This is a genomic window from Pseudonocardia kujensis (assembly GCF_021283305.1).
Lineage (GTDB): Bacteria > Actinomycetota > Actinomycetes > Mycobacteriales > Pseudonocardiaceae > Pseudonocardia > Pseudonocardia kujensis.
Genome location: NZ_JAJSOK010000098.1, coordinates 1 through 22,736 on the forward strand (window position 1 = coordinate 1; position 22,736 = coordinate 22,736).

Below are 22,736 nucleotides of genomic sequence, written 5' to 3' on the forward strand. Positions count from 1 at the left end.
CGCGCGCTTCGCCTCCCGCCAGGACTCCTCGCCGGCGATGAAGGCGGTCGCGGCGCTGCGCAACCAGTTCGGCGGGCACGCGGTGAAGAAGGCCGCCGGCCCGGCCGGCGCGCCCGGCGACGTCGCGAGTCCCAGCTGACCCGGGGCCTTCATCGCGGTTCGACGCGTGAGGCCCCGTGAATGCCCAGGTCCGCGGCCCGGTCGCCCGGATGGTCATGCTGCCGCGGCCGCTGCCCGACCGTCTCGACGACGCCGTTGCCGGATCCGGGTCCACGAGCCCGAGTACGAGGGCGGCTACTACGGGCACAAGGTGGCCCGCCTCGAACGCGCCCGCGAGGTCGCCGATGAACTCGTCGACGCCTTCAGCGTCGCCGGCGCCCCGGCCGAGGTCGGGAAGCGGCTCGATGAGCTCGGCACGCTCGGGGTCGACCAGGTCGCGGCGGTGCCCGCCTACGGGACGACCTGGGCGGACCGCGTCTCGACCGTGGTCGCCTTCGCCGGCTGCTGACGAGGCCTGCCAGTCCCCGTCTCCGACGAGGAACTGGACGCTGTGCGCCGACTCGACGTGGTCCCGGGGCACCGCGCGGTGGGCGGGGTGGACAAGGTAGCGACGGAAGTCGTCGGCGTTCGCGAACTCGCTCACCACCGCGTAGTCCGCGTTGGTCGGGCGTTCGCCGAGGTCGGGCCCCTGGCGGGTCCGCAGCGGGAAGTCCACCTCACTCGGCAGGCGGGCGATCGCCGCCCTGAACGCTTCGATGTCCCCGGCGCTCGCCGTCTCGGCGAACCTCAGCGTGAGACAGTGCACCAACATGTCGACCTCCAGTCGTGTGCGTGAGCCTTGATGGACATTATCGCTACTCACTCGGCTTAGACAGCGTCTTGTCGTATCCACGAAGTTATCGGTGATTGACAACGTGGATTGGGCGGCCCTACCGTGCAGCTCCCGACACCTTCGACCGGGAGACCCGACAATGAAGCTGGGATGCTCGTTCGCCACGTCGCTGGAGACGCCGGAGCACATCCGCATCGCGGAGGAGCTCGGCTATGAGCGGGCGCTGTGCTACGACTCGCCCGCGCTGTACCCGGACGTCTGGATGATCCTCAACCAGGCGGCCGAGCGGACCGACCGGATCGTGCTCGGCCCCGGAGTGCTGATTCCGAGCCTGCGCCACCCCATGGCCACCGCAGCGGCCATCACCACCCTGGTCCACACCGCAGGGCGGGACCGCGTGCTGATCGGGGTCGGTAGCGGCTTCACCGGCCGCCTCGCCATGGGAAGGCCTCCGGTCCCCTGGGCGCAGGTCCAGCACTACACCGAGATCGTCCGCGCCCTGCTGCGCGGGCAGCAGGTCGAGTGGGAGGGCGCGATCATGCAGCTCATCCAGCCCGACGAGCGGTTCGGCCCGGCGTTGCCGATCGAGGTCTCGTGGGGCGTCGCCGGGGAGGGCCCGAAGGGCACCCGCGTCGCGCGGGACCTCGGTGCGGAGCTGTTCCGGATCACCGCGCCCGAGCCGGACTTCCCGGCCCAGATGATGATGCTCATCGGAACGGTGCTCGACGAGGGCGAGGACCCGGGCTCCGAGCGCGTGATCGACGCCGCGGGTCATGGCGCGGGCCTGTTCCTGCACTGGGCCGTCGAGCACGGGGTGATCGACGAGCTGCTCGGCGAGGCGGGCCACACGTGGGCCGCGGCCTACGACCACATCCCGGAGGACGTCCGTCATATCGCGTTGCACGACCGGCACGTGGTCGGGGTCAACGACATCGACCGGCCCTTCGTGACCGGCGAGGTGATGACCGCAGCGGGGCTCGCGCTGACCCGCGACCAGTGGCGGGATCGGTTCGCCGAGCTCGAGAAGGGCGGGTGCGACTGGGTCCACTACCAGCCCGCGGGCCGCGACATCCCGCGCGAGCTCGAGGCGTTCGCCGCCGCCTACCACCGCTGAGCAGAGGAGACCCCATGAGCGATCTGCAGTTCCTGGAGTGGGAGACCGACGGTCCCGTCGCCACCGTCTGGCTCAACCGCCCGCCGGTGAACGCGGTCGACCAGCAGTTCTACCGCGAGATCCGCGCGTTCTTCGGCGACGTGGAGCGCTACCTCCCCGACACCCGGGTGATCGTCCTCGCCGGTCGGGGACCACACTTCTGTGCCGGCAACGACCTCGCCGCCTTCCAGACCCTGGACCCGGACAACGCCCCGGAGCAGCTGAAGCAGGCCCGGGAGGCCTTCTGGGCGATCTACGACTCGTCGTACCCGGTGATCGCCGCGGTCCACGGCGTCGCCGTCGGGACGGGCCTGGCGATCGCGGCCTCCTGCGATCTCGTCGTCGCCGCCGAGGATGCCCGGTTCGCCACCCCCGAGGTCAACGTGGGGGTCCTGGGTGGCGCGAAGCACCTGTCCAGGCTGGTGCCCCAGGGGATGGTGCGGCTGATGCACTACACCGGGGACCTCTACCCCGCCGAACGACTGCTGCCCTACGGCGGCATCGTCGAGATCGTCCCCCGGGATCAGCTGCTCGAGAAGGCCCGGGACCTGGCGCGGTCGATCGCCCGGCACAGCCCGGTCACGCTCCGGCTCGCGAAGCGCAGCCTCAACGGCATCGAGTACCGCGACCTCAAGTCCGGGTACGAGTTCGAACAGGGGAAGACCCGCGAGCTGTCCGGCTACGCGGACTCCAAGGAGGCCGTCAACGCGTTCCTCGAGCGGCGCGAGCCGGTCTACACGGGGCGGTGACCATGGAGTCGCTGGAGGAGTTTCGAGCCCGTGCCCGATCCTGGCTCGCAGAAGTGGAACCCCCCGAGGTCCCGCTGGACCTCGACGAGCGGTTCGCCGTGCTGCGGCGCTGGCAGCGGACGTTGTTCGACGCCGGCTGGCTCGGCCTCGCCTGGTCGCGGGAGGCGGGCGGCGGCGGCCTCACCCACGCCCATCAGCTGGTGTTCGTCGAGGAGCTCGTGCGGGCACGGGCGCCCCAGCCCATCGGCCTCATCGGGCTGGAGGTCGTCGGACCGTCGATCGACCGCTACGGCACCGACCGCCAGCGCCGCGAGCTCCTCCCCCGCCTGCTCTCCGGCGAAGACATCTGGTGCCAGGGGTTCTCCGAGCCCGACGCCGGGTCCGACCTGGCCTCGCTGCGCACCCGCGCGGTCGCCGACGGGGGCTCCTACGTGGTCACCGGGCAGAAGATCTGGACGAGCTGGGCCCACGAGGCGCGGTGGTGTGCACTGCTGGTACGGACCGATCCAGCGATGCGCAAGCAGGCGGGCATCAGCTATCTGCTCGTCGACATGTCGAGCCCCGGCATCACGGCGCGGCCGATCCGCCAGATGACCGGCGACCGGGAGTTCTGCGAGGTCTTCCTCGACGAGGTCCGGGTGCCCCGGAGCAACCTGCTCGGCGCCGAGAACGAGGGCTGGGCGATCGCCACGCACACGCTGGGCAGCGAGCGCGGTGCCGCCACACTTCGCCGCCGGGTGGAGCTGGAGGTCGCGCTGGACGACGCCGTCGACGAGCTCCGCGGACACGGCGACCTCGGCGAACGGGCGCGAGCCGCCGTCGGCCGCGCGCACGTCGCCATGCGTGTGCTGGACGCGCAGACCCGACAGACCACCGCACGGCTGCTCGCCGACACCGGCCCGACCCCGCTGGACTCGGTCGACAAGCTGGTGCTCAACGACGTGGAGCAGACCGTGCTCGCCGAGATCGCCGGACTGCTGGGCCCGCTGCGCGCCCTGCCCGGCTCCCGGCCCGCGGGCCTGCACTCCGAACGCTGGGCCCACGACCACCTGTACTCGCGGGCCGCCTCGATCTACGGCGGGTCCGCGCAGGTCCAACGCACGATCGTGGCCGAACGACTCCTGGGGCTGCCCCGTGGCTGAGCACGAGTTCGCGTCCGCAGTGGACGACTACCTGACCCGCGCCTACGACGGTGACCGCCGCCGCAAGGTCCTCGACGCCGAGGGCTGGGACGCCGGCTTGGCCGCCGAGCTCGCCGAGCTCGGCTGGTACTCCCTCGCCACCGCCGAGGACCGAGGCGGGATCGGGGTCCCGCTCCCCGACCTCGGCCCCGTGTTCACCGAGTACGGACGCCACCTCGTCGTGGGGCCACTGCTGGAGTACAGCCTGCTCCCGGTGCTGGTCGAGGGCCTCGAACCCGACGCCGCCGGGCGGCCGCCCGCGCTCGTCGACCCCGGCGTCACCGACGACTGGGCGGCGGACCTCGGCTCGGTCTCGCTGACCGGGCGGGAGCTCACCGGCGCCGTCGGCGCGGTGCGCTTCGCCGCCCAGGCGGGCGAGCTCGTGGTGGTCGCCGGGGAGACGGTGTGCCTCGTCGACGCGGCCGCGCCCGGGGTCCGGACCGAACCGGTCGACAGTGCCGATCCCGGGGTGGCCTTCGCCCGGGTGTCATTCGAGAGCGTGTCCGCGCACACGGTCCTCTCCGACCGCGACCTGGCCGCCCGCATCCGCGCGTGGGCCCGGCTCCTGCTGGCCTGCGAGCTCAGCGGGCTCGCCCAAGGCGCGTTCGAGCGCACGGTGACCTACATCGGGCAGCGAGAGCAGTTCGGCAGGCCGATCGGCGGGTTCCAGGCCGTCAAGCATCTCGCCGCGGACATGTCCGCGCGGGTGGCGGGCCTGCGGAATCTCTGCGCGGCCGCGCTCGACGACGCGGGCGAGGCGTCGGGCGCCGACCTGGAGCTGGTCTCGTCCACGGCCAAGGCCCATGCCGCGGAGGCGGCCGTCCGGGTCTGCGAGGACGCGATCCAGCTGCACGGCGGCATGGGCTTCACCACCGAGGCCGACGTGAGCTGGTACTACCGGCGCGCGCTCGCGCTGCGCGGGTGGTACGGCGACGAGACCGAGCTGCGGCGCCGGATCGGCGCCACGATCCTGACCCACGAGAGGCAGCCGTGAAAGCGACCAGGCTCGACGACGAGCGGGCTCGACACAACGTGGAGATGGGCTTCTGGGCCGGCAACCTCGTCGACGGCTACCTCGCCTCCTCCGCCGCCCGGACGCCGGCGGCGGTCGCCGTCGTCGACCGGGGGCGGTCCTGGACCTACGGCGAGCTCAACGGCGCGGTGAACCGGTTCGCCTCTGCGCTCCGCGGCCGCGGGATCGGGTCCGGCGACGTGGTGTCCTGGCTGCTCCCGAACTGGGCCGAGGCGATCGTCGTCCACCTGGGCGCGATCCGGGCCGGCGCCGTCAGCAACCCGATCATCCCGATCTACCGGCACAAGGAGACGGCCTTCATCCTGCGCCAAGCCGGGTCGAAGGTGATCGTGGTCCCCCACTCGTTCCGCGCCTTCGACTACCCGGCCATGGTGGCGGAGATCGGCGCCGAGGTCCCCACGCTGGAGACGGTCGTGGTGGTGGGCGGCGGCGAGCTGAGCTTCGACGACCTGCTCACCGAGGGGCGGCCGGATCCGGTCGAGGTCGCACGGTCCTCGTCGGACCTCGCGCTGCTGCTCTACACCTCCGGCACCACGTCCGCTCCCAAGGGCGCGCTGCACAGCCACGACACCCTCGACCACGAGAACCGCAGCATGATCGACTTCTTCGGCCTCACCGCCGCGGACGTCGTGTTCATGCCGTCCCCGGTCGGCCACATCATCGGCGTCCTCTACGGGCTGCAGCTGCCGTTCATGCTGGGAAGCACGGTCGTCCTGCTCGACGTGTGGGAACCCGGCAGGGCGCTCGAGCTCATCGAGGAGCACGGGTGCACCTTCACGGTGGCCGCCACGCCCTTCCTCCACGGACTCGTCCACCACCCGTCGCTCGCCGAGCGGGACGTCAGCTCCCTGCGCGTCTTCGCCTGCGGCGGCGCCGACGTACCGCCGGAGCTGGTCCGGGCCGCGACCACGGCGCTGGGCTGCACCGTCACCCGGGGCTACGGGTCCACCGAGTACCCGACGGCGACCGCCTGCACCGCGTCGGACCCCGTCGCGAAGCGGGCCGGCACCGACGGGAGGCCGATCGGGCCCGCCGAGGTCCGGGTCGCCGACGACGGCGAGCTCCAGGTCCGCGGCCCCGAGCTGTTCCTCGGCTACCTCGACGCCTCGCTCAACGACGCGGCCTTCACCGACGACGGCTGGCTGCACACCGGCGACCTGGCCCGAATCGACGCGGACGGCTACGTCGAGATCATCGGCCGACAGAAGGACATCATCATCCGCGGCGGCGAGAGCATCAGCGCCAAGGAGATCGAGGACCACCTCTTCGAACACCCCGCCGTCGCCGACGCCGCCGTCGTGTCCTCACCGGACCCGGTGCTCGGCGAACGGGTATGCGCGGTCGTCGTCCCCGAGCGAGGGGCGGACGTGACCCTGCCCGAACTCGTCGAATGGCTGACCGCGCGGCGGATGGCCCGCCAGAAGCTCCCCGAGCGGCTGATCGTGCTCGACGCCCTGCCCCGCAACCCCAGCGGCAAGATCCAGAAGTTCCGGCTCCGAGAGCTGGCACGTGAGAACGGAGTGACGCGATGAAGCTGCACACCCACGCCGAGTTCGCCACCGGCCACAAGTTCCTCGAAGGCCTGCGCTGGCACGACGGCGCCCTCTGGGCCAGCGACTTCTTCACCGGAAAGGTGTTGACCTTCGCCCCCGACGGCGACGCTGCCACCGTCGCCGAAGTGCCCGGGGCGCCCTCCGGACTGGGGTTCCTGTCCGACGGCACCGCCCTCGTCGTCTCCCAGGCCGATACGACCGTCCAGCGGATCGGCCCGGACGGCACGCTGAGCACCTACGCGGACTTCAGCGCTCTGGCCGGCGGGCCCGGCAACGACCTACTCGTCGCCCCCGACGGGCACGCCTACGTCGGCAACTTCGGCTTCGCCATCGGGACCGAAGACCCGAAGCCCACCGTCCTCGCCCACATCGACCCGCAGGGGACGGTCCGTCCGGTCGACGGACCGGTCGTGTTCCCCAACGGCATGGCGCTCACCCCGGACGGACGCCTGCTGCTGGCGGAGACCTTCCTGTCCCGCATCACCGCCTACGACCGCGCTCCCGACGGCACGCTGTCGAACCCGCACGTCTGGGCACAGCTCCCGGAGGGCTTCATGCCCGACGGCATCGCCCTCGACACCGACGGCGGCATCTGGTTCGGGAACGCCCTCACGATGGGCGAGAACGCCGGCTTCTACCGGGTGGTCGAGGGTGGCGAGCTGACCGACAAGGTGCCCGTGACCGGGGCACAGGCGGTGGCCTGCGCGTTCGGGGGCGAGGATCTCGCCACGCTCTACATGAGCTGCAACGCCACCACGCTCGAGGAGTTCGTGCAAGGACAGTCGAAGGGCACCATCGTCACCGCGTCGGTGGGGCGGAGGGGACAACCCGCCTGAGCCCGGGCCGAAGTCTCCCTCGTTCTAGGATCAAGGCGGCGGGAGGAGACCACGGCATGGCGGCATCGCAGGCGCAGCCGCGATCTCGGCCCCGCAACCGGCGGGCCGAGATCGCTCGCCACGCGGGCGAGCTGTTCAGCCTCCGTGGGTTCCACGCCGTCCGGATGGAGGACATCGCCGCGGCCAGCGGCATCACCGCGCGGGCTCTCTACCGCCACTACGCGAACAAGCAGGCCCTCCTCTCCCACGTCGTCCTCGAGGACCAGCAACACGTCGTCGACACGATCACCGCGCTGGTCGCGGCGCCCCCGGACCTGGACAGCACCCTTGCCGCGCTCGCCGAGGCCGCGCTGGACAGCCGACGGCTGTCGCTGCTGTGGCAGCGCGAGGCCCGCCACCTCGATGCCGAGGACTTCCAACTGGTCCGCAGCCGGACGCAGTGGATCGCCGAGCGATTCGGCGAGCTTCTCCTCACCCCCCGGTTCGACGAGCTGGGGAGCGAGGTCGCCGACCTCCGCAGCTGGGTCATCGTCAGCGTCATCTCCGGCGCCGGGTTCTACGACAGCCAGCTCCCCCACCCTCGCCTCGCCCAGGAGCTGGCGGCGGCGAGCAAGCGGGTGATCCTTGCACCGGCGGCGGCCGCCTCAGCCGGTCCGGTGACGGTCGCCGACCGGGCCCCGCTCGCCCGCCGCGAGCAGCTCGTCTCCGCGGCGGCGCGGGAGTTCCGTGCCAAGGGCTTCGCCGCCGTCGGCATCGACGACATCGGCGGACGGGTCGGCGTCGTCGGCCCGGCCCTCTACCGCTATTTCGACACCAAGGCCGACATCCTCGTCGCCGCCGTGAGCCGCTGGCACGAGTGGCTGGCCCTGGAGACCACCCGCGCGCTGCGCACCCCGGCGCCCGACGAGGTCGTCCTCGGCCTGCTGGTCGAGGGCTACGTCCGCATCGCGCTCGACGCGACCGACCTGCTGGCCGTCTGGCTCACCGAACGGCTCTACCTGCCAGACGCCGTCCGCGAGCGCCTCGACCGCGTGCAGGCCGACTACCTCGCCGAATGGCAGCGCTGGCTGTCGGTCGCCCGTCCCGACCTCCCGGACGCCGACGCCGCGACACTGGTCAAGGCCGCCAAGACGATCATCGACGACTGCGCACGTATTCCACACCTCCGACGGCTCCCGACGGTCAGCGGGGAGATGTCAGGCGCCGCTCTAGCTGTACTCGGCCTACCGCAAGCCAGCCGACCATCCAGGCCGTGAGATCCCGTTGGGCGCCGTCCGGTCACCGTTCTGGTTGGCCCTTTCGGGAGTTTGGGTGGAGCAAGCTGGACTTGATCTTGGAAACGCGAAGCAGGCCAGAGCTGCAACACTGTGACCTGCGACGAGTGGTACACCGCCACGTGGCCAACGAGCCTCGGGCCGTCGCAGCCGTCTCGGCAGCGACAGGAGTCGGCTGATCGAGGGTCGTCGCGGCTTCGCGATCATGGGGGTGACGGTTGCCGGTCATGGTCAGACGTCGTCAGCCGTCGTCGGACGCCCGCCCGCCGACGCCGCAGCGATACCGTCGACTCCATGACCGCCCAACCCGTGCGCCGCACCGGTACGGTCCGCCCTGCCCCAGCGGCGCCCCCGACTGAGATCAGGCAAGCGCTACTCCGCGAGGAAGCAGGCCAGTTCGACCGTGAATGCCGTGCCTCCATGCCCACGCCGCCGACGACCTCGACCTCACCGAGGTCCATCGCATCCTCGACCGCCGGCGCGACATCGCCGCCCTGACACAGGCCGACCCCGAGGCTCACCGCCGCATGCTTCAGCGCGCCCAGCACGTCCTCACGGGGCACGTCGACGGCACAGTCACCGCAGACCAGCTCCATGCCGAGATCACCCGGCGGCTCGCAGCAACCGACGAAGCCCGGGGCTGATGTACCGCATTTCGGCCCCGCCAACCGCACCGTCGAGGCGATCTTCCTCATCGTGGAAGATCTGCAACGCGTCGACATCCTCAGATCTGCCTGGCTCCACTGATCAGTGTGTGCACGAGTGAGGTCCCCGCGCAGGCAGCTCGGCTGCCGCGACACAGCTCGTCGCCGTCGGCAACAAGGAGGCGGAGCAGGCGCGTGCCCTGTTGGTCGGCAACACCCCGCGGCGGCGACCGACAGGCTCGGGTCGATCCTCTTCCGACTTCGCTCGTCATCGGTAGCAGCAGGCCACCGCACAGACACGCGTAGTGTCGTAGGAGACCGAGCGGCCGAGTCATTCGCGTCGGGGCCTGCATCACGACAGTCCGGCCGGTGTACCACGAGCACGATCCCGAACCCGTCGGCGCGTGGACTCCCGCGGCGCGGCTCGGAGACCGAAGGAGATGCGTGACCGTCGACGTCCAGACAGACCCGACACCCCAGCGCGACGATGCGAACCCGGAAGCGGGACAGGACGACGCGACCGACGTCGCCGGCGGCTTCGTCTGGGACGAGGAGGAGTCCGACGCCCTGCGTCGAGCACGCAAGGACGCCGAGCTCACCCTGTCCGTGGACTCCGTCCGCGCCTACCTCAAGCAGATCGGCCGGACGGCACTGCTCAACGCCGAGCAGGAGGTCGAGATCGCCAAGCGCATCGAGGCCGGGGTGTACGCGGTCGAACGCCTGCAACGCAGCCAGCAGCAGGACGAGCCCCTCCCCCTGCAGCTGCGCCGCGACCTGCGCTGGATCGTCCGGGACGGCGAGCGCGCGAAGAACCACCTCCTCGAGGCGAACCTGCGCCTCGTGGTATCGCTGGCCAAGCGCTACACCGGCCGCGGCATGACCTTCCTCGACCTCATCCAGGAGGGCAACCTCGGCCTGATCCGCGCAGTCGAGAAGTTCGACTACGCCAAGGGTTACAAGTTCTCCACCTACGCCACTTGGTGGATCCGCCAAGCCATCTCCCGGGCCATGGCTGACCAGTCCCGCACCATCCGCATCCCGGTGCACATGGTCGAGATCATCAACAAGCTCCGCAAGATCCAGCGCGAGCTCGCCGTCTCCCTCGGGCGCGAGGCCACCCCCGAGGAACTGGCCGTCGAGATGGACATGGCTCCTGAGAAGGTGGCAGAGGTCCAGCAGTACGCCCGGGAACCCCTGTCCCTGGACCAGACCATCGGCGACGAGGGCGACAGCCGCCTCGGGGACTTCCTCGAGGACACCGACGCCGTCGTGGCCGACGACGCCGTCGCCTTCACCCTGCTGCGCGACCAGCTCCACGCAGTGCTCGCCACCCTCTCGGAGCGAGAAGCCGGAGTCATCCGACTCCGCTTCGGCCTCAGCGACGGCCGCCCCCGCACCCTCGACGAGATCGGCGACGTCTACGGGGTCACCCGCGAGCGCATCCGCCAGATCGAGTCCAAGACCATGGCCAAGCTCCGCCACCCCGCACGCTCCCAGGCGCTGCGCGACTACCTCAACTGAACCTCACCCGCCCCGGTTCGGAGAGATGGTCACAGGCGACCTGCCGCTCGCGGCTCGCCAGGAAGAAAAGTCGACGAAGGCCTCGCCGACGGGCGATGGCCTCGTCGGGCGAGACCCGAGCCCGAGTCACTGTTTTGTTACCGCTGACGACTGGCCTCTGTGTCCCCCTTCGACCCGTCCAAGATCGCCAACGGCCGAACACGTCCTTGCTCAGAAGGATCAGCGACAGTGGAGCCTGGGAGATCACCGACTCCCCCCAGCGGGGTCTCCGTTCGAGTCCGAGGCGGGGTACCAGTTTGCGACGCAGCGCACCGCGTCCTGCGTGCCCACCTCGATCGCCGCTGGGTTCGGGCACCCCGATGCCGGGGGACAGTCCGGAGCGCGAACACCGCCTCCACCTGCACCTCGACGTGCTCCGCGGTGCGCAGGGCGAGGTGCAGACTGGGGCTGTCCTCGCGCCGGGGCGATGCCGCGCGAAGCAGGCCCCGGCTCACTGGTGCACCAGTGAGCAACTGAGCGACTGGTCTCATCGGGCTTCGCCGGGGCGGACGAGGCCGCTCTCGTAGGCGATGACGACGAGCTGGGACCGGTCGCGCGCGGCCAACTTGGTCAGGAGCCGGCTGACGTAGGTGCGGGCGGTGTGCGGGCTCAGGTGGAGCGCGGCGCCGACCTCGGCGTTCGACAGGCCCCTCCCGACCTGTTCCAGGACGTCGCGCTCGCGGGCGGTGAGGCAGGCGATGCGACCGGGCGTGGGCGCCGCGGCCCGGGCCGCGGCGGCGAGGACCCGATGGGTGACGGCCGGCGAGAGCAGCGCATCCCCGCCGGCGACGGTGTGGACGGCCTCGCGGAGGGCGTCGGGTCTCGTGTCCTTGAGCAGGAACCCCGCCGCGCCGGCTCGGATGGCCTCGAACAGGTACTCGTCGTCGTCGAACGTGGTGAGCATGACGACCCGGACCGCGGCGAGGGCCGGATCGGCCAGGATGCGGCGGGTGGCCTGGAGGCCGTCCGTGCCGGGCATGCGCACGTCCATGAGGACGACGGCGGGTCGCTCGGTCCGCACGATGGCGAGCCCGGTGGCGCCGTCGCCCGCCTCGCCGACGACGGCGATGTCGGGGTCGCGCTCCAGGAGTCCGCGCAGGCCCGCGCGGACGAGATGCTGGTCGTCGACGAGGACGACCCGCACGGGGCTCATGCGGTCGTCCTGCTCACCGGCAGCCGGGCGCGCACCCGGAAGCCGCCGCCCCCTGCGCCGCCGACCTGCACGTCGCCGCCGAGCAGGGCGACCCGCTCACGCATGCCGTGCAGGCCGTGGCCGGGCTCGACGGCGACCCGGCCGCCGGGGGTGCCGCGGCCGTCGTCGACGACCTCGACCAGCAGCCACCCACCGGACGTGTCGACGGTCACGGTGGCGCATTCGGCTCCCGCGTGCCGCAGGACGTTGGTGAGTGCCTCCTGGACCACGCGGTAGGCGGTGGTGCCGACGACCGCGGGGACCGCCGAGGGGTCGCCGCTGATGCGGAGCTCGACCGGCAGGCCGCTGCTGCGCACGCCGTCGACCAGGGCCGGCAGGCGGTCGAGGCCCGCGGCGGGTTCGGGGGCGCCGGTGTCCCGGCGCAGCGTCCCCAGGGTGGCTCGGAGCTCGGTCATCGCGCCGGCGCCGGCGGCGCCGATGGCATCGAGCGCCGCCCGGGCCTCGGCCGGTTTCCCGTCGGTGAGGGCCTCCTCGCCGACCGCCGCCTGCAGGGTGACCACGGACATCGTGTGTCCGAGCGTGTCGTGCAGCTCGCGCGCGATGCGTACCCGTTCGGCATCGACCTGCCGGGCGGCCTCGCGGCGACGCTCCTCCTCTGCGACCTCGGCCTGGCGGGCGAGCTCCGCGCGCAGGGCCCGCCTGCTGCGGACCGCGTCGCCGAGGGCGATGACCGCGAGCATCAGCGCCACCTCGGAGCCGAGATCGAGGCCCAGGACGATCGCCGCGTCGTCACCCTCGGCCAGCCGCACGGACACCGAGGACGCGAGCAGGGACCCGGCCACGCCGAGCGCCCACAGCGCGCGCCCGCGCTCGGCGGCGACGTACAGCGCGGCCGCGATCGGGGCGGCCAGGCCGATCGGCGGGAGGTCCAGGACGTAGTAGACGACGATCCCGACCGCGGTCACGAGCAGCACCGGTACCGGCCACGTCCGGGCGGCCAGCAGCAGGGCACCGAACCCGACGGCGAACGCGAACGCGATCACGTAGCCGGCGACCGACCGGCCGCCCGGGCCCGCGTCGCCGACCACCGCCACCGCGACCAGGCAGAACACCGCGACGCCGAGGAGCGCGTCGACGCGGGTGGGGCGGACAGCGTGCACGGTCGTCGAGAGTAGAACGGAGCGCCGGGCCGCCGCAGGCGCTCCGAGGCGACGATCCCTGGCCCGCGTGTACGTCGAGAAGCGATCCCGGTCGCGCGCCCAGGCGGCAGACCGCCCCTGCTCGCGGACCTAACGTCCCCACCGGCGACCGACGCCACCAACTGATCGAGGAGAACGCCATGGGAAAGATCAAGGTTCACGAGTTCACGTCTCTCGACGGCGCGATCGGGGCTCCGACGTGGACGATGGACTACGGGTTCCCCGACGACCTGGCCCGGGCCATCGACGGATTCATGGCCTCCTGCACCGGGATCCTGCTCGGCCGCACCACCTACCAGGAGTTCGGCCCGGCCTGGTCGAGCCGCACCGCCGACGAGGACCCGGGCGCGCCGTTCTTCAACCACGCCCCCAAGTACGTGATCTCCTCGACGCTGCGTGACCCGGACTGGGGCCCGGTCACCGTGCTCGGCAACTACGACCGCACCACCGTCGAGAAGCTGAAGGTGGACGCCGACGGCGACCTCTACGTCAGCGGCAGCGGCACCCTCGTCCGGGCCCTGCTCGCCGACGGCCTGGTCGACGAACTGCACCTGATCGTCTATCCCGTCGCCCTCGGCCAGGGGCCCTACCTGTTCCCCCCTCGCACAGAACCGACCCCGCTCACCCTCGCCGCCGTGGAGGAACTCAGCAACGGTGCCGTGCACCTGAGCTACGGCCCGGCCATCTGACCGCGACCCACCGACTTGACCGGGAGGACCCGATGTCCCGCACCGCCGTCACGACAACGGCCCTGATCGTCCTGGTGTGGACGGCCCTGCTGTCGTTCGGGGGCGTGGCCGCCGAGACCGTGATGCTCTACCCGAACATCTTCGCCGACCCGCCCACCTCGCTGGACCGGGCCCGGGAGTTCCTGGTCGCCGGCGGTCCGGCCGACTACTTCCCCCCGCTCGGGGCCGCGGTGATCCTTGCGGGCCTCGGCACGCTCGCGCTGAGCCGGCGGGACCCCCGGCTGCGCTGGTGGGTCGCCGGGGCCGTCGCGGTGTTCGTCGCCTGCGAGTTCCTGTTCTCCGTGCTCTTCTTCTGGCCGCGCAACGAGATCATGTTCGTCGACCCGCCCGGTACCCACTCCGCGCAGGACCTGCGCCGCGTCGCCGCCGAGTTCGTCGCGGGCCACTGGGTCCGCCTCGCCGGGGGCGCCGTGACCGCGGCTCTCGCCTTCACCGCGCTCCTGCGGCACGTCCGCGCACCCGCCGCGGCCGTGGCGTCCGGGCCCACGGACGAGCGGATCGCCCGGTGAGCGCCGGCCGTCGTTCGCTCGGCTTCTCCTGGCCGGTGCTCACCGGGCTGGCGGCGCTCGCCGCACCCCGCGTCGTGCTGCACGACCTGAGGCTCGTCGAGGAGGGTGGCGTCGTGAACGGGCTGCTGGTGTTCGTGCCGCCGGCCCTGTGGATCGCCGCGGTGCTCTGGTGGCGTCCCGCCCGGCCGTTCCGCACGATCGTGGTCATCGGGGCGCTCTACGGCGCGTTCCTCGCGGCCGGCCACCAGCTGCTGTGGACCACGGCCTTCGGCGGCGACGCACCAGCTCTCGGCGGTGCACTCACCGGCATCGACCCGGCGGCCGGGGAAGCCCTCCTGCGCGCCACCGCGGCTCTGTCCAGTCTGGTCACCGGCACACTGGTCGGCGTCGTCGCGGGAGCGGTCGCCCTGCTGCTCACCCGCGTCGTCCCCGCCGAGCCCGGCGCAGACCGGAGGAGGAGACCGGAATGACCGAGACGCCCCACGGCCGGGCCGCCCGTGCCCTCGCCGTGCACGCCCCCGAGTACCGCATCGCCGAGCTGCGCGAGCTCGGCAGCGGCCTCGACCACCACACCTTCGTGGTGGACGGCCTGGTGGTGCGGGTCGCCGGATCCGTCACGGCATCCGGGGAGGCCGATCTGCTGGCCCTCGTCGCCCGCCGCGTCCCGCTCCCGGTGCCCGAACCCCGGTTCACCGACGCCCGGCTCGGTGTCCTGGCCTACCCGCTCCTGCCGGGCCGGCCACTGCTCGGCCGCCGCCCGCCACCGGACGCCGCGCACCACCTCGGCCGATTCCTCCGCGCCCTGCACCGCATCGAGCCGACCGAGGTCGGCGACCGGGCACCGGTCGAGCCCGCCGACCCCGACTCGTGGCTCGAGGACCTCGACGGTCCCCGCAGACTCGTCGACGTGGTCCGCAACAGCCGCCCGCCGGCGGGCCGGGAGCGCGTCCTCGCCCACGCCGACCTCGGCGCGGAGCACATCCTGGTGGACGACGGCCGCATCAGCGGCGTGATCGACTGGGCGGACGCCGCCGTCACCGACCCCGCGCTCGACTTCGCCCGGCTGTACCGGGACTTCGGGCCCGCGTTCCTGGGCGACGCCCTGACCGCGTACGGCGGGTGCTCCCCCGAGCTCCTCGCCCGCATCACCTACTTCGCCCGGTGCGCAGCACTCGAGGACCTCGCCTACGGCCACAGGACCGGTCGCGAGGAGTACAGCCGGGCCGCCGAGCGCAGCCTCGCCTGGTTGTTCCCGGCCTGACCCGACCCGACGGCACCGGAGACCGCGATGTCCGACGCCCGCCCACTTGCCTCCGTCCTGCGCCTGCCCACGGGCGAGACCGTCACCATCCGTGCCTCCGGCCGGGACAACGGCGGCGCCAGATTCGAGGTGGACGCGCTCCTCCCACCGCGGCTGAGCGGCCCACCCCGCCACCGTCACCTCGCCCAGACCGAGACCTTCACCGTGCTGGAGGGACGCCTGCGGGTCGTCGTCGGAAGGAACGCCCGCGAGCTCGGGGCCGGGGACACCGTGACGGTCCCGCCCCACGTGGTCCACGCCTTCTCCAACCCGTTCGACGAGGCTGCCCGTGTCCGGATGTCCGAGACGCCTGCAGGCCCCCTGGAGGAGCAGTTCCGCGCCCTCGCCGCCGGCGGCCGGATGCCGCCCCTCGGCGAGCTGGCCGCGATCAACGTCCGGCACGGCCTGCCCTTCGCCCTGCAGGGCATCCCCGATCTCCTACAGCGGCCGGCCTGGCGACTGCTCGCCCGGCTGCACAGCTATCGGGGCCGGTGAGCCCCTGACCAGCGCTGGCAAGACCCTGAGTGCCGAGGACGAGAACCGGCCGCGATGATCTCGCGCGCCGGCGCGCTACGGGCGCCGGGAGCAGACCAGGTCCGATCACGTTCGGCTGGTCGCGCAGCGCCTGGGCTGGCCACGGCCGAGGACGACGACCGGACCGGATGGAAGGCCCTGCGGGAATTCCTGGTCGACCGCGCAATCGACTGTCCGCCGGTTCTGCGTGGGACAGCCGCCGCTCGGCTTGCTGGCAGCCTCGATTCACCTGCGCCAGGCGATGGCACCGGCGGTCAGGGCCGGAGCATAGGTCGCCGCCCGGGCTCCGTGCGGGCCGCGGAGCCTTCCGATCTTCCAGCGACAGGAGCGAGCCATGGGAGTGACGGCCTCGGCCGATGCCGGCCGGACCGGGATCCGTCGGCTCACGATCGACGTGACCGAGGAGCAGCTGGCCGACCTGCGCAGACGTATCGTCGCGACGAAGTGGCCCGACCGGGAACCCGACGCCTCGCAGGGCGTGCGGCTCGAGACGATCCAGGCTCTCGCCGACTACTGGGCGAGCGAGTACGACTGGCGCCGGTTCGAGGAACACTTCGCGGCCCTCCCGCACTTCGTCACCGAGATCGACGGCGTCGACATCCACTTCATCCACGTCCGCTCGGAACACGAGGAGTCCCTTCCGCTCATCGTCACGCACGGTTGGCCGGGCTCCACGGTCGAGCAGTTCAAGATCATCGGCCCGCTCACCAGGCCGACGGACCACGGGGCGAGCGCAGCGGAGGCGTTCCATCTGGTGATCCCGTCGCTGCCCGGCTACGGGTTCTCCGGCAAGCCGACCGAGACCGGCTGGAACCCGGTCCGGATCGCCCGGGCGTGGATCGAGCTCATGAACCGGCTCGGCTACACCCGCTACGTCGCGCAGGGCGGCGACTGGGGCAACGCCGTCACCGAGCAGATGGCCCTGGCCAAGCCGCCGGGGCTACTCGGCATCCACACCAACATGCCCGCGACCGTCCCGCCGGAGATCTCGCGAGCACTCCAGATCGGCGGGCCACCCCCCGCCGGCCTGTCCGCCGAGGAGAAGACCGCCTACCAGGTGCTGGCCCATTTCTACGCAACCGGGCTGGGCTACGCCACCGAGATGGCCAACCGGCCGCAGACTCTCTACGGCATCGCGGACTCCCCGATCGGGCTGGCCGCCTGGATGCTCGACCACGACGTTCGCAGCTACGAACTCATCGCGCGCGCTTTCGCCGGTCGACCCGGCGGCCTGTCCCGCGACGACGTCCTCGACAACGTCACCCACTACTGGCTGACCAACACCGCGATCTCCTCCGGGCGCCTCTACTGGGAGAACACCGGAGCGTTCTTCGACACGCGCGGTGTCGAGATCCCGGTCGGCGTGACCGTGTTCCCCGATGAGCTCTACCCCGCCCCACGCAGCTGGGCCGAACGGGCCTACCCCAAGCTCGTCCACTACAACGTGGTCGACGAGGGCGGCCACTTCGCCGCCTGGGAACAGCCGCAGACCTTCGCCACCGAGGTCCGGGCCGCCTTCCGGTCACTGCGGTGACCGCACCGGCCGAGCTGCCCGTCGGGGACGAGATTCCCTCAGCGGCGCCTCCGCCTGGCGGAACTCGGCACCGCTGACGCGGGCCGGGCTGTGTGGCAGCGTCGTCGTGGTCCAGTTCTGCACCGGCGCCCAGGCCTACGTCTTCACCTTCGGCTAGCCGGATCGAGCAGAGGAGCTGGTATGGCCCACGCATTGTCGATCGACGTGTTCAACAGTGGATACAAGTCGATCCCGGGCGGCCCGGGCTGGGACGACAGCACCCAGGCCACCTGGCCGGCCAGCACCTCGACGCTGATCTCCGGCGACCGCGACGCGGTCCTCGTCGACGCGCTGCTCACCACCACCGAAGGCGGCCGACTGGCCGCATGGGTGCACAACACCGGCAAACGCCTCCGGACGATCGTCGTGACCCACGGCCACGCCGATCACTTCTTCGGGGCGGGGCCGATACTGGAGGCCTTTCCCGGTGCGGAACTGGTGGCTACCGATCAGCGAGTCGTCGACGAGGCACGCGGCCAGACCACACCCGCCGCCATGACGCTGTGGAACTCCTGGTTCGCCGGACAGCTGGCGCAGTCCCCCGCGACCCCGGAGCTGGCCGACCCACCCGACTACGACCTCGAAGGCCACATCCTCCGGATCCGTACCGTCGGCACCGCCGACGGCGCCACCCACGCCACGATCGTGCACGTGCCGGAACTGCGGACCGTCTGCTCCGGGGACATCGTCTACAACAACATCCACATGTGGCTCTGGAAATCGACGCCGGACACCCGCCGGGCATGGCGGGCATCCCTCGACGCCGTGGCCGCCCTCGCCCCGACCACGATCATCACCGGACACCGAGACCCCGATGCCCCCGACGACGACGCGACCCGCGTGCTCGACCAGACGCGCCGCTACCTCGAGGACTTCGAGCAGGTCGTCGCCAAGGCCGAAGGGCCACGCGAACTGATCGACGAGATGCTCGCCAGATACCCGAACCACGGGAACCGCTACACGCTGTTCCTCGCAGCCTCCAGCCAGTTCCCGCCCTGACCACCGGGCTCCGGGCGGCCCGGCGCCGCGGGTAGGGGCGTCCGGGCCCGGTCGGCCTCGGCGGCACCGGCCGAGATCGCCAGGCGTGCCTCCTCCTCTGCCGCCGTCTCGCGGGTCTGCGGCGCGACCGCGCTCGGCCGCCTCCTCAGACGCGGATGCCGAGCGGCTCACGAACAAGCGTCAACCGGTACTTGACGAAGCCGGCGTCGATGAGAGGTTGACGTTCGTGAGCCACGGGTTGCAGCGAGCGGTCCGAGGGGTGCGCCATGGCCAAGAAGAAGGGCAAGAAGAAGAAGTGAACTCGAAGGGCCCGGCGCAGTAGCCGAGCTCCGGCCCGACAGGCCGGAGCCGCGTCGGCGGGCTGACCCGCTCGAGGTCGGGCTGCCACCGCAGGCCGACGGAGGCAGCGATCGGACCTGTAGCCATGGCACGACACCCGCGCCCCGATCTGCTGTGGCATCGCTGCCGCCTGATCGTCGCCTGATGCAGCACGGGAGCCGGTCCTTCATGATCGGCGACCCGATCAACACCCGCTGCCGCTCTCACCGATCTGTCCCGGCGATCTCAGCGTTCCTCGGGCGCCGAAGCGGGGCGGAAGAAGTCGACGAGCAGCTGGGTGACACGCTCGGGATCGTCGTGATGTACCCAGTGCGACGCGTCGGGCAGGTACTCGACGCCGTCCAGGTTGGGCACGTCGTCGTGGTCGGGCTCGGCCAGTTCCGGCCCGAGATAGCGATCCCGCTGCCCCCAGATGACCAAGGTCGGTGCCTTGACCGGACGGAGCGCCGCTTCGGCCCGCTTCGTCGGGGTGCGCACCGAAGCACGGTAGTAGTTGATCATTGCGGTGGCGGCCCCGGGCTGGGACCACGCCGCGATGTAGCGATCGATCTCCTCCGGCGTCAGGGCCGGGCTGGCGTCGCGCAGGAAGTGCCGGAAGAACCGCCAACGGTCCGCGTGCACGACGGCCTCGGGCAGCTCCGGAAGAGCGAAGAAGAAGAAGTACCAGGACCTCCGGAGTTGGTCCGGGTGGTGCAAACCCTCCAGCAGCCGCCGCGGGTGGGCCGCGTTGAGGATCGCCAGCCGGTCGACGACCTCGGGGTGGTGCATCGCGGTTGCCCAGGCAACCGTTCCGCCCCAGTCGTGGCCGGCCAGCAGTGCCGACTGGGCGTCTCGCTCCTGGATGAGGCCGCGGATGTCGGCGGCCAGCGGCTCGGTGTCGTAGGCCGCGACGCCGTCCGGTCGCGACGAGAGGTTGTAGCCGCGCAGGTCGGGGGCGACGACGCGAAATCCCGCCCTCGCGAGGGGTCCGATCTGGCGGCGCCAGCCGTACCAGAAGTCGGGGAAGCCGTGTAGCAGGACGATCAGCGGCCCCTGGCCGGCCTCGACATAGTGCAATCGGACGTCGCCGATCTCTGCGTAGCCCTCACGAAGTTCGTTGCGGTCATCCGACATGCTTGCTCCCCCGTCTGCTGTTGCTGGCCACTTCCTCGTCCCAGGTGGCGGGTTCGGCGCCGACCCGGCTCTTGCGATGTCAAGTGACGAACTGCTGTCCGCCGTCGATGTCGTAGGTCGCGCCGGTCAGAGCGGTGTTGGTCATGAGGTGCACGGCGAGCGCGGCGACGTCGGCAGGACCGACGACCCGCCCGATCGGGAGCGTCGCGCGCAGCTCGTCGCGGCGCTCCTCGAGTCGATCCCCCAGCAACGAGGCCGACAACGGCGTGTCGACGAAACCGGCAGCGATCAGGTTGACCCGGATCGGAGCGAGCTCGAGCGCGAGGGTGGCCACGAACGGGGGCAGCGCCGCGGTCGCCGCGGCCACGATCCCCAGTCGATGATCGACACGTCGGCCGGCGGTACCGCCCATGAACAGCAGAGCGCCGCCCGGTCGCATCTTCGGCGCGGCGTTGCGCGCCACCTCGAGGTCCAACGCGACGTGATGGCCGAGGGCTTCGAGGACCTCCGCCCGTTTCATCCCGAGCAGCGGCCCGTACCGGGGACCGCCCGCGGTGACCAGGACGTGGTCGATCGGCCCGGGCAGGTCCTGGAAGAACCGCTCCAGCGCCGCCGGGTCGTCGGCGTCGAAGGCCGCGGTGCGGGCCGCGCCGACCTCCACCGCCGCGTCCCGGAGCCGCTCGGGACGGCGGCCGGTGAGCACGATCTCAGCGCCCTCGCCCCGCGCGCGCCGGGCCGTCTCGAGCCCGATCCCCGCGCTACCGCCGATCAGGACGACGGTCTGCCCCTGCAAGTCCGGCCCCCGCACCGGCTCCCCCGTGGACGTCATCGGTCCTCCCCGCTCGACGAGCTCGCCATCTGCACGTCCACCGCTCCGCCCGGCCCTGACGGCTCCGCAACGATCTGCCTGCGCAACGTGGCCAAGGCCGCGTCGTAGATCCCCGAGAAGCTCGGGAAGGGCTGGATGGTGTCGCCGAGCACCGCGATCGGGACATGGGCGCGTATGGCCAGCGTGGCCTGCTGCAACCACTCCCCGGCCTCAGGTCCGACCGCGTAGGCGCCGGTGAGTCGCTCGCCGTCGCTCAGCAGCGTCAGGAACCCGGGAGAGTCGGCGTAGGCGTGGGTGTAGGTGGCGCTCTTCGGCACGTCCGCGAGCGGGGCGGTGGCCCGGTAGCGCGCCTCTCCCGAACCCACCGCCGCGGCCTTCGGATCGGTGTAGGTGACCCGCGGGACGGCCTCGTAGTTCGCCGGACGCGCCTCGCCGGCGATGTTCGCCGCGACCACCTCGGCCTCGTACTCCCCGACATGAGTCAGCGGCCAGACCCCGGTGACGTCGCCGATCGCCCAGAGCCGCTCGCCCGCCCGCAGGTACTCGTCGACCCGGATCCCCCGGGGATCGGGCTCCACCCCGACCGTCTCCAGACCGATCCCGGCCACGCGCGGACGCCGTCCGGTCGCGACCAGCAGCCGATCGCCCCGCAGGTCGGGGCCACCGTCGAAGGTCAGGACATAACCGCCCCCGTCCCGCGTCGCTCCCGTGGCCTGCGCGCCGACGACAAGTTCGATCCCGTCGCGGCGCAGCGCCTCCCCGAGCGCCTCACCCAGCGGGGCGGGCTCGCGGGGCAGCACCCGGTCGGCGCCCTCCACGATCACCGCCTCGCCGCCGAGCCGGCGCACGACCTGCGCCAGCTCCACACCCGCGGACCCGCCGCCCAGCACCAGCAACCGGCGCGGGACCTCGGTCATGCTGGTCGCCTCCCGGGTGCCCCAGACCCCGTCGAGTCCACGCAGCCCGGGGACCGGCGGCACGAACGGGTCCGCCCCGGTCGCCACCACGACGTGCTCCGCGGTGTGCCGGACACCGTCGACCTCGACCACGCCGGTGCCGACCAGCCGTCCCGTGCCCCGCACGAGGGCGATCCCCTGCGCGGCGAGCCAACGCTCCTGCCCGGCGTCGGAGTAGTTCGACACCATGAAGTCCCGCCAGGCCAGCACGGCCCGCACGTCGACCTGCGCGCTCGCGCCGACCTCGCGAGCCCCCTGCACCGCCTCCCCCGGGCGCAGCAATGACTTCGACGGGATACACGCCCAGTAGGAACATTCGCCACCGACCAGCTCCCGCTCCACGACAGCCACCCGCAACCCACGCCCGGCCAGCGCCGCAGCGCAGTGCTCACCGGGCGCCCCGCCACCGAGGACGATCACGTCGTAGTCGATCATGCGCTAGAACTCCCGTCCGCGTCGGCGATCGTGCTCCGGACATCCACAGTGGCCATCGCCGCCGCCCCGCCCGGTCATGACCTCAGGAAGGCCAGAAGGTCGGTGTGGGACTGTCCGAGGAACGGTGTAACTGGCTTCGGTGATGGCTAGTTTCCGTTGCTGGGGACGATACGGCCGGCGAAGGTGATCGCGAAGGCGTTCAGGGCCGGCTTCCAGCGCATCGCCCAGCGCGC

At 71.9% G+C, this 22,736-nt stretch carries 22 protein-coding genes and 2 pseudogenes; 18 read left to right on the forward strand and 6 right to left on the reverse strand.

Annotation, left to right across the window (positions count from 1 at the left end):
* Positions 1-139, forward strand: a pseudogene (locus LWC35_RS36255) (6-phosphogluconate dehydrogenase); the annotation flags it as partial.
* 171 nt (positions 140-310) lie between these two features.
* Positions 311-508 (forward strand): hypothetical protein, encoded by a 198-nt coding sequence (locus tag LWC35_RS36260; RefSeq protein ID WP_232875028.1) that lies wholly within the window; start codon positions 311-313, stop codon positions 506-508.
* Positions 509-571: 63 nt separating this feature from the next.
* On the opposite strand, the pseudogene LWC35_RS41180 reads toward LWC35_RS36260, so the two are convergent.
* A pseudogene (locus tag LWC35_RS41180) lies at positions 572-1,027 on the reverse strand (Dabb family protein); the annotation flags it as partial.
* On the opposite strand from LWC35_RS41180, the gene LWC35_RS36265 reads away from it, so the two are divergent.
* The 9 genes from LWC35_RS36265 (at position 972) to LWC35_RS36305 (ending at position 10,776) form a co-directional block, all read left to right on the forward strand.
* Positions 972-1,946: an LLM class flavin-dependent oxidoreductase gene (locus LWC35_RS36265; RefSeq protein ID WP_232875029.1), complete on the forward strand. Its 975-nt coding sequence runs from the start codon at positions 972-974 to the stop codon at positions 1,944-1,946. The pseudogene LWC35_RS41180 and the gene LWC35_RS36265 sit on opposite strands and share 56 nt — an antisense overlap.
* Positions 1,947-1,960: 14 nt before the next feature.
* Positions 1,961-2,734, forward strand: a complete 774-nt coding sequence (locus LWC35_RS36270; RefSeq protein WP_232875030.1) for an enoyl-CoA hydratase-related protein — start codon at positions 1,961-1,963, stop codon at positions 2,732-2,734.
* Between the two features lie 2 nt (positions 2,735-2,736).
* Positions 2,737-3,876 (forward strand): acyl-CoA dehydrogenase family protein, encoded by a 1,140-nt coding sequence (locus LWC35_RS36275; RefSeq protein WP_269805404.1) that lies wholly within the window; start codon positions 2,737-2,739, stop codon positions 3,874-3,876.
* On the forward strand, positions 3,869-4,909 hold the full coding sequence (locus LWC35_RS36280) for an acyl-CoA dehydrogenase family protein (RefSeq protein WP_232875032.1): 1,041 nt from the start codon (positions 3,869-3,871) through the stop codon (positions 4,907-4,909). Before LWC35_RS36275 ends, LWC35_RS36280 begins: the two co-directional genes overlap by 8 nt.
* Positions 4,906-6,480, forward strand: a complete 1,575-nt coding sequence (locus LWC35_RS36285) for an AMP-binding protein (RefSeq protein WP_232875033.1) — start codon at positions 4,906-4,908, stop codon at positions 6,478-6,480. The genes LWC35_RS36280 and LWC35_RS36285 overlap by 4 nt, the downstream gene beginning before the upstream one ends.
* Positions 6,477-7,337: an SMP-30/gluconolactonase/LRE family protein gene (locus LWC35_RS36290; protein WP_232875034.1), complete on the forward strand. Its 861-nt coding sequence runs from the start codon at positions 6,477-6,479 to the stop codon at positions 7,335-7,337. The genes LWC35_RS36285 and LWC35_RS36290 overlap by 4 nt, the downstream gene beginning before the upstream one ends.
* Before the next feature lie 56 nt (positions 7,338-7,393).
* Positions 7,394-8,593 carry a TetR/AcrR family transcriptional regulator gene (locus LWC35_RS36295; RefSeq protein ID WP_232875035.1) on the forward strand — a complete coding sequence of 400 codons (1,200 nt, stop codon included), beginning with the start codon at positions 7,394-7,396 and terminating at the stop codon, positions 8,591-8,593.
* A gap of 425 nt (positions 8,594-9,018) precedes the next feature.
* On the forward strand, positions 9,019-9,255 hold the full coding sequence (locus tag LWC35_RS36300) for a DUF6247 family protein (RefSeq protein ID WP_232875036.1): 237 nt from the start codon (positions 9,019-9,021) through the stop codon (positions 9,253-9,255).
* Between the two features lie 444 nt (positions 9,256-9,699).
* Positions 9,700-10,776, forward strand: a complete 1,077-nt coding sequence (locus LWC35_RS36305; RefSeq protein ID WP_232875037.1) for an RNA polymerase sigma factor — start codon at positions 9,700-9,702, stop codon at positions 10,774-10,776.
* Between the two features lie 526 nt (positions 10,777-11,302).
* Here the strand turns inward: LWC35_RS36305 and LWC35_RS36310 are convergent.
* Both LWC35_RS36310 and LWC35_RS36315 read right to left on the reverse strand, forming a co-directional pair.
* Positions 11,303-11,968, reverse strand: coding sequence for a response regulator transcription factor (locus LWC35_RS36310; RefSeq protein ID WP_232875038.1), 666 nt, complete (start codon positions 11,966-11,968; stop codon positions 11,303-11,305).
* The gene (locus LWC35_RS36315; RefSeq protein WP_232875039.1) at positions 11,965-13,128 is read right to left on the reverse strand and encodes a sensor histidine kinase; all 1,164 of its coding nucleotides are present in this window, start codon (positions 13,126-13,128) and stop codon (positions 11,965-11,967) included. The genes LWC35_RS36310 and LWC35_RS36315 overlap by 4 nt, the downstream gene beginning before the upstream one ends.
* A gap of 179 nt (positions 13,129-13,307) precedes the next feature.
* On the opposite strand from LWC35_RS36315, the gene LWC35_RS36320 reads away from it, so the two are divergent.
* The 7 genes from LWC35_RS36320 (at position 13,308) to LWC35_RS36350 (ending at position 18,831) form a co-directional block, all read left to right on the forward strand.
* Positions 13,308-13,856 (forward strand): dihydrofolate reductase family protein, encoded by a 549-nt coding sequence (locus LWC35_RS36320; RefSeq protein WP_232875040.1) that lies wholly within the window; start codon positions 13,308-13,310, stop codon positions 13,854-13,856.
* Positions 13,857-13,888: 32 nt separating this feature from the next.
* Positions 13,889-14,425 carry an anthrone oxygenase family protein gene (locus LWC35_RS36325; protein WP_232875041.1) on the forward strand — a complete coding sequence of 179 codons (537 nt, stop codon included), beginning with the start codon at positions 13,889-13,891 and terminating at the stop codon, positions 14,423-14,425.
* Positions 14,422-14,895, forward strand: coding sequence for a hypothetical protein (locus tag LWC35_RS36330; RefSeq protein ID WP_232875042.1), 474 nt, complete (start codon positions 14,422-14,424; stop codon positions 14,893-14,895). The genes LWC35_RS36325 and LWC35_RS36330 overlap by 4 nt, the downstream gene beginning before the upstream one ends.
* Complete coding sequence (locus tag LWC35_RS36335) at positions 14,892-15,686, forward strand: phosphotransferase (protein ID WP_232875043.1); 795 nt, start codon at positions 14,892-14,894, stop codon at positions 15,684-15,686. The genes LWC35_RS36330 and LWC35_RS36335 overlap by 4 nt, the downstream gene beginning before the upstream one ends.
* Before the next feature lie 27 nt (positions 15,687-15,713).
* A complete protein-coding gene (locus LWC35_RS36340; protein WP_232875044.1) occupies positions 15,714-16,220 on the forward strand; it encodes a cupin domain-containing protein in 507 nt (168 codons plus the stop codon).
* 373 nt (positions 16,221-16,593) lie between these two features.
* Positions 16,594-17,793, forward strand: coding sequence for an epoxide hydrolase family protein (locus tag LWC35_RS36345; RefSeq protein WP_232875045.1), 1,200 nt, complete (start codon positions 16,594-16,596; stop codon positions 17,791-17,793).
* A 180-nt stretch (positions 17,794-17,973) separates the two neighbouring features.
* Complete coding sequence (locus LWC35_RS36350; protein ID WP_232875046.1) at positions 17,974-18,831, forward strand: MBL fold metallo-hydrolase; 858 nt, start codon at positions 17,974-17,976, stop codon at positions 18,829-18,831.
* A 564-nt stretch (positions 18,832-19,395) separates the two neighbouring features.
* Here LWC35_RS36350 and LWC35_RS36355 read toward each other — a convergent pair.
* From LWC35_RS36355 to LWC35_RS36365, 3 genes are all read right to left on the reverse strand, one after another.
* Positions 19,396-20,283, reverse strand: coding sequence for an alpha/beta fold hydrolase (locus LWC35_RS36355; protein ID WP_232875047.1), 888 nt, complete (start codon positions 20,281-20,283; stop codon positions 19,396-19,398).
* 79 nt (positions 20,284-20,362) lie between these two features.
* Positions 20,363-21,112 (reverse strand): SDR family oxidoreductase, encoded by a 750-nt coding sequence (locus tag LWC35_RS36360; protein WP_232875048.1) that lies wholly within the window; start codon positions 21,110-21,112, stop codon positions 20,363-20,365.
* Complete coding sequence (locus tag LWC35_RS36365; RefSeq protein WP_232875049.1) at positions 21,109-22,503, reverse strand: dihydrolipoyl dehydrogenase family protein; 1,395 nt, start codon at positions 22,501-22,503, stop codon at positions 21,109-21,111. The genes LWC35_RS36360 and LWC35_RS36365 overlap by 4 nt, the downstream gene beginning before the upstream one ends.
* Between the last annotated feature and the right edge of the window lie 233 nt (positions 22,504-22,736).

Excerpts from the sequence above, each read along its gene's own strand:
- LWC35_RS36295 (WP_232875035.1), top strand. The coding sequence starts at position 7,394 with ATGGCGGCATCGCAGGCGCAGCCGCGATCTCGGCCCCGCAACCGGCGG.
- LWC35_RS36360 (WP_232875048.1), bottom strand. The coding sequence starts at position 21,112 with ATGACGTCCACGGGGGAGCCGGTGCGGGGGCCGGACTTGCAGGGGCAG.
- LWC35_RS36265 (WP_232875029.1), top strand. The coding sequence starts at position 972 with ATGAAGCTGGGATGCTCGTTCGCCACGTCGCTGGAGACGCCGGAGCAC.
- LWC35_RS36325 (WP_232875041.1), top strand. The coding sequence starts at position 13,889 with ATGTCCCGCACCGCCGTCACGACAACGGCCCTGATCGTCCTGGTGTGG.
- LWC35_RS36350 (WP_232875046.1), top strand. The coding sequence starts at position 17,974 with ATGGCCCACGCATTGTCGATCGACGTGTTCAACAGTGGATACAAGTCG.
- LWC35_RS36275 (WP_269805404.1), top strand. The coding sequence starts at position 2,737 with ATGGAGTCGCTGGAGGAGTTTCGAGCCCGTGCCCGATCCTGGCTCGCA.
- LWC35_RS36335 (WP_232875043.1), top strand. The coding sequence starts at position 14,892 with ATGACCGAGACGCCCCACGGCCGGGCCGCCCGTGCCCTCGCCGTGCAC.
- LWC35_RS36345 (WP_232875045.1), top strand. The coding sequence starts at position 16,594 with ATGGGAGTGACGGCCTCGGCCGATGCCGGCCGGACCGGGATCCGTCGG.
- LWC35_RS36270 (WP_232875030.1), top strand. The coding sequence starts at position 1,961 with ATGAGCGATCTGCAGTTCCTGGAGTGGGAGACCGACGGTCCCGTCGCC.
- LWC35_RS36355 (WP_232875047.1), bottom strand. The coding sequence starts at position 20,283 with ATGTCGGATGACCGCAACGAACTTCGTGAGGGCTACGCAGAGATCGGC.
- LWC35_RS36365 (WP_232875049.1), bottom strand. The coding sequence starts at position 22,503 with ATGATCGACTACGACGTGATCGTCCTCGGTGGCGGGGCGCCCGGTGAG.
- LWC35_RS36340 (WP_232875044.1), top strand. The coding sequence starts at position 15,714 with ATGTCCGACGCCCGCCCACTTGCCTCCGTCCTGCGCCTGCCCACGGGC.
- LWC35_RS36290 (WP_232875034.1), top strand. The coding sequence starts at position 6,477 with ATGAAGCTGCACACCCACGCCGAGTTCGCCACCGGCCACAAGTTCCTC.
- LWC35_RS36320 (WP_232875040.1), top strand. The coding sequence starts at position 13,308 with ATGGGAAAGATCAAGGTTCACGAGTTCACGTCTCTCGACGGCGCGATC.
- LWC35_RS36300 (WP_232875036.1), top strand. The coding sequence starts at position 9,019 with ATGCCGTGCCTCCATGCCCACGCCGCCGACGACCTCGACCTCACCGAG.
- LWC35_RS36310 (WP_232875038.1), bottom strand. The coding sequence starts at position 11,968 with ATGAGCCCCGTGCGGGTCGTCCTCGTCGACGACCAGCATCTCGTCCGC.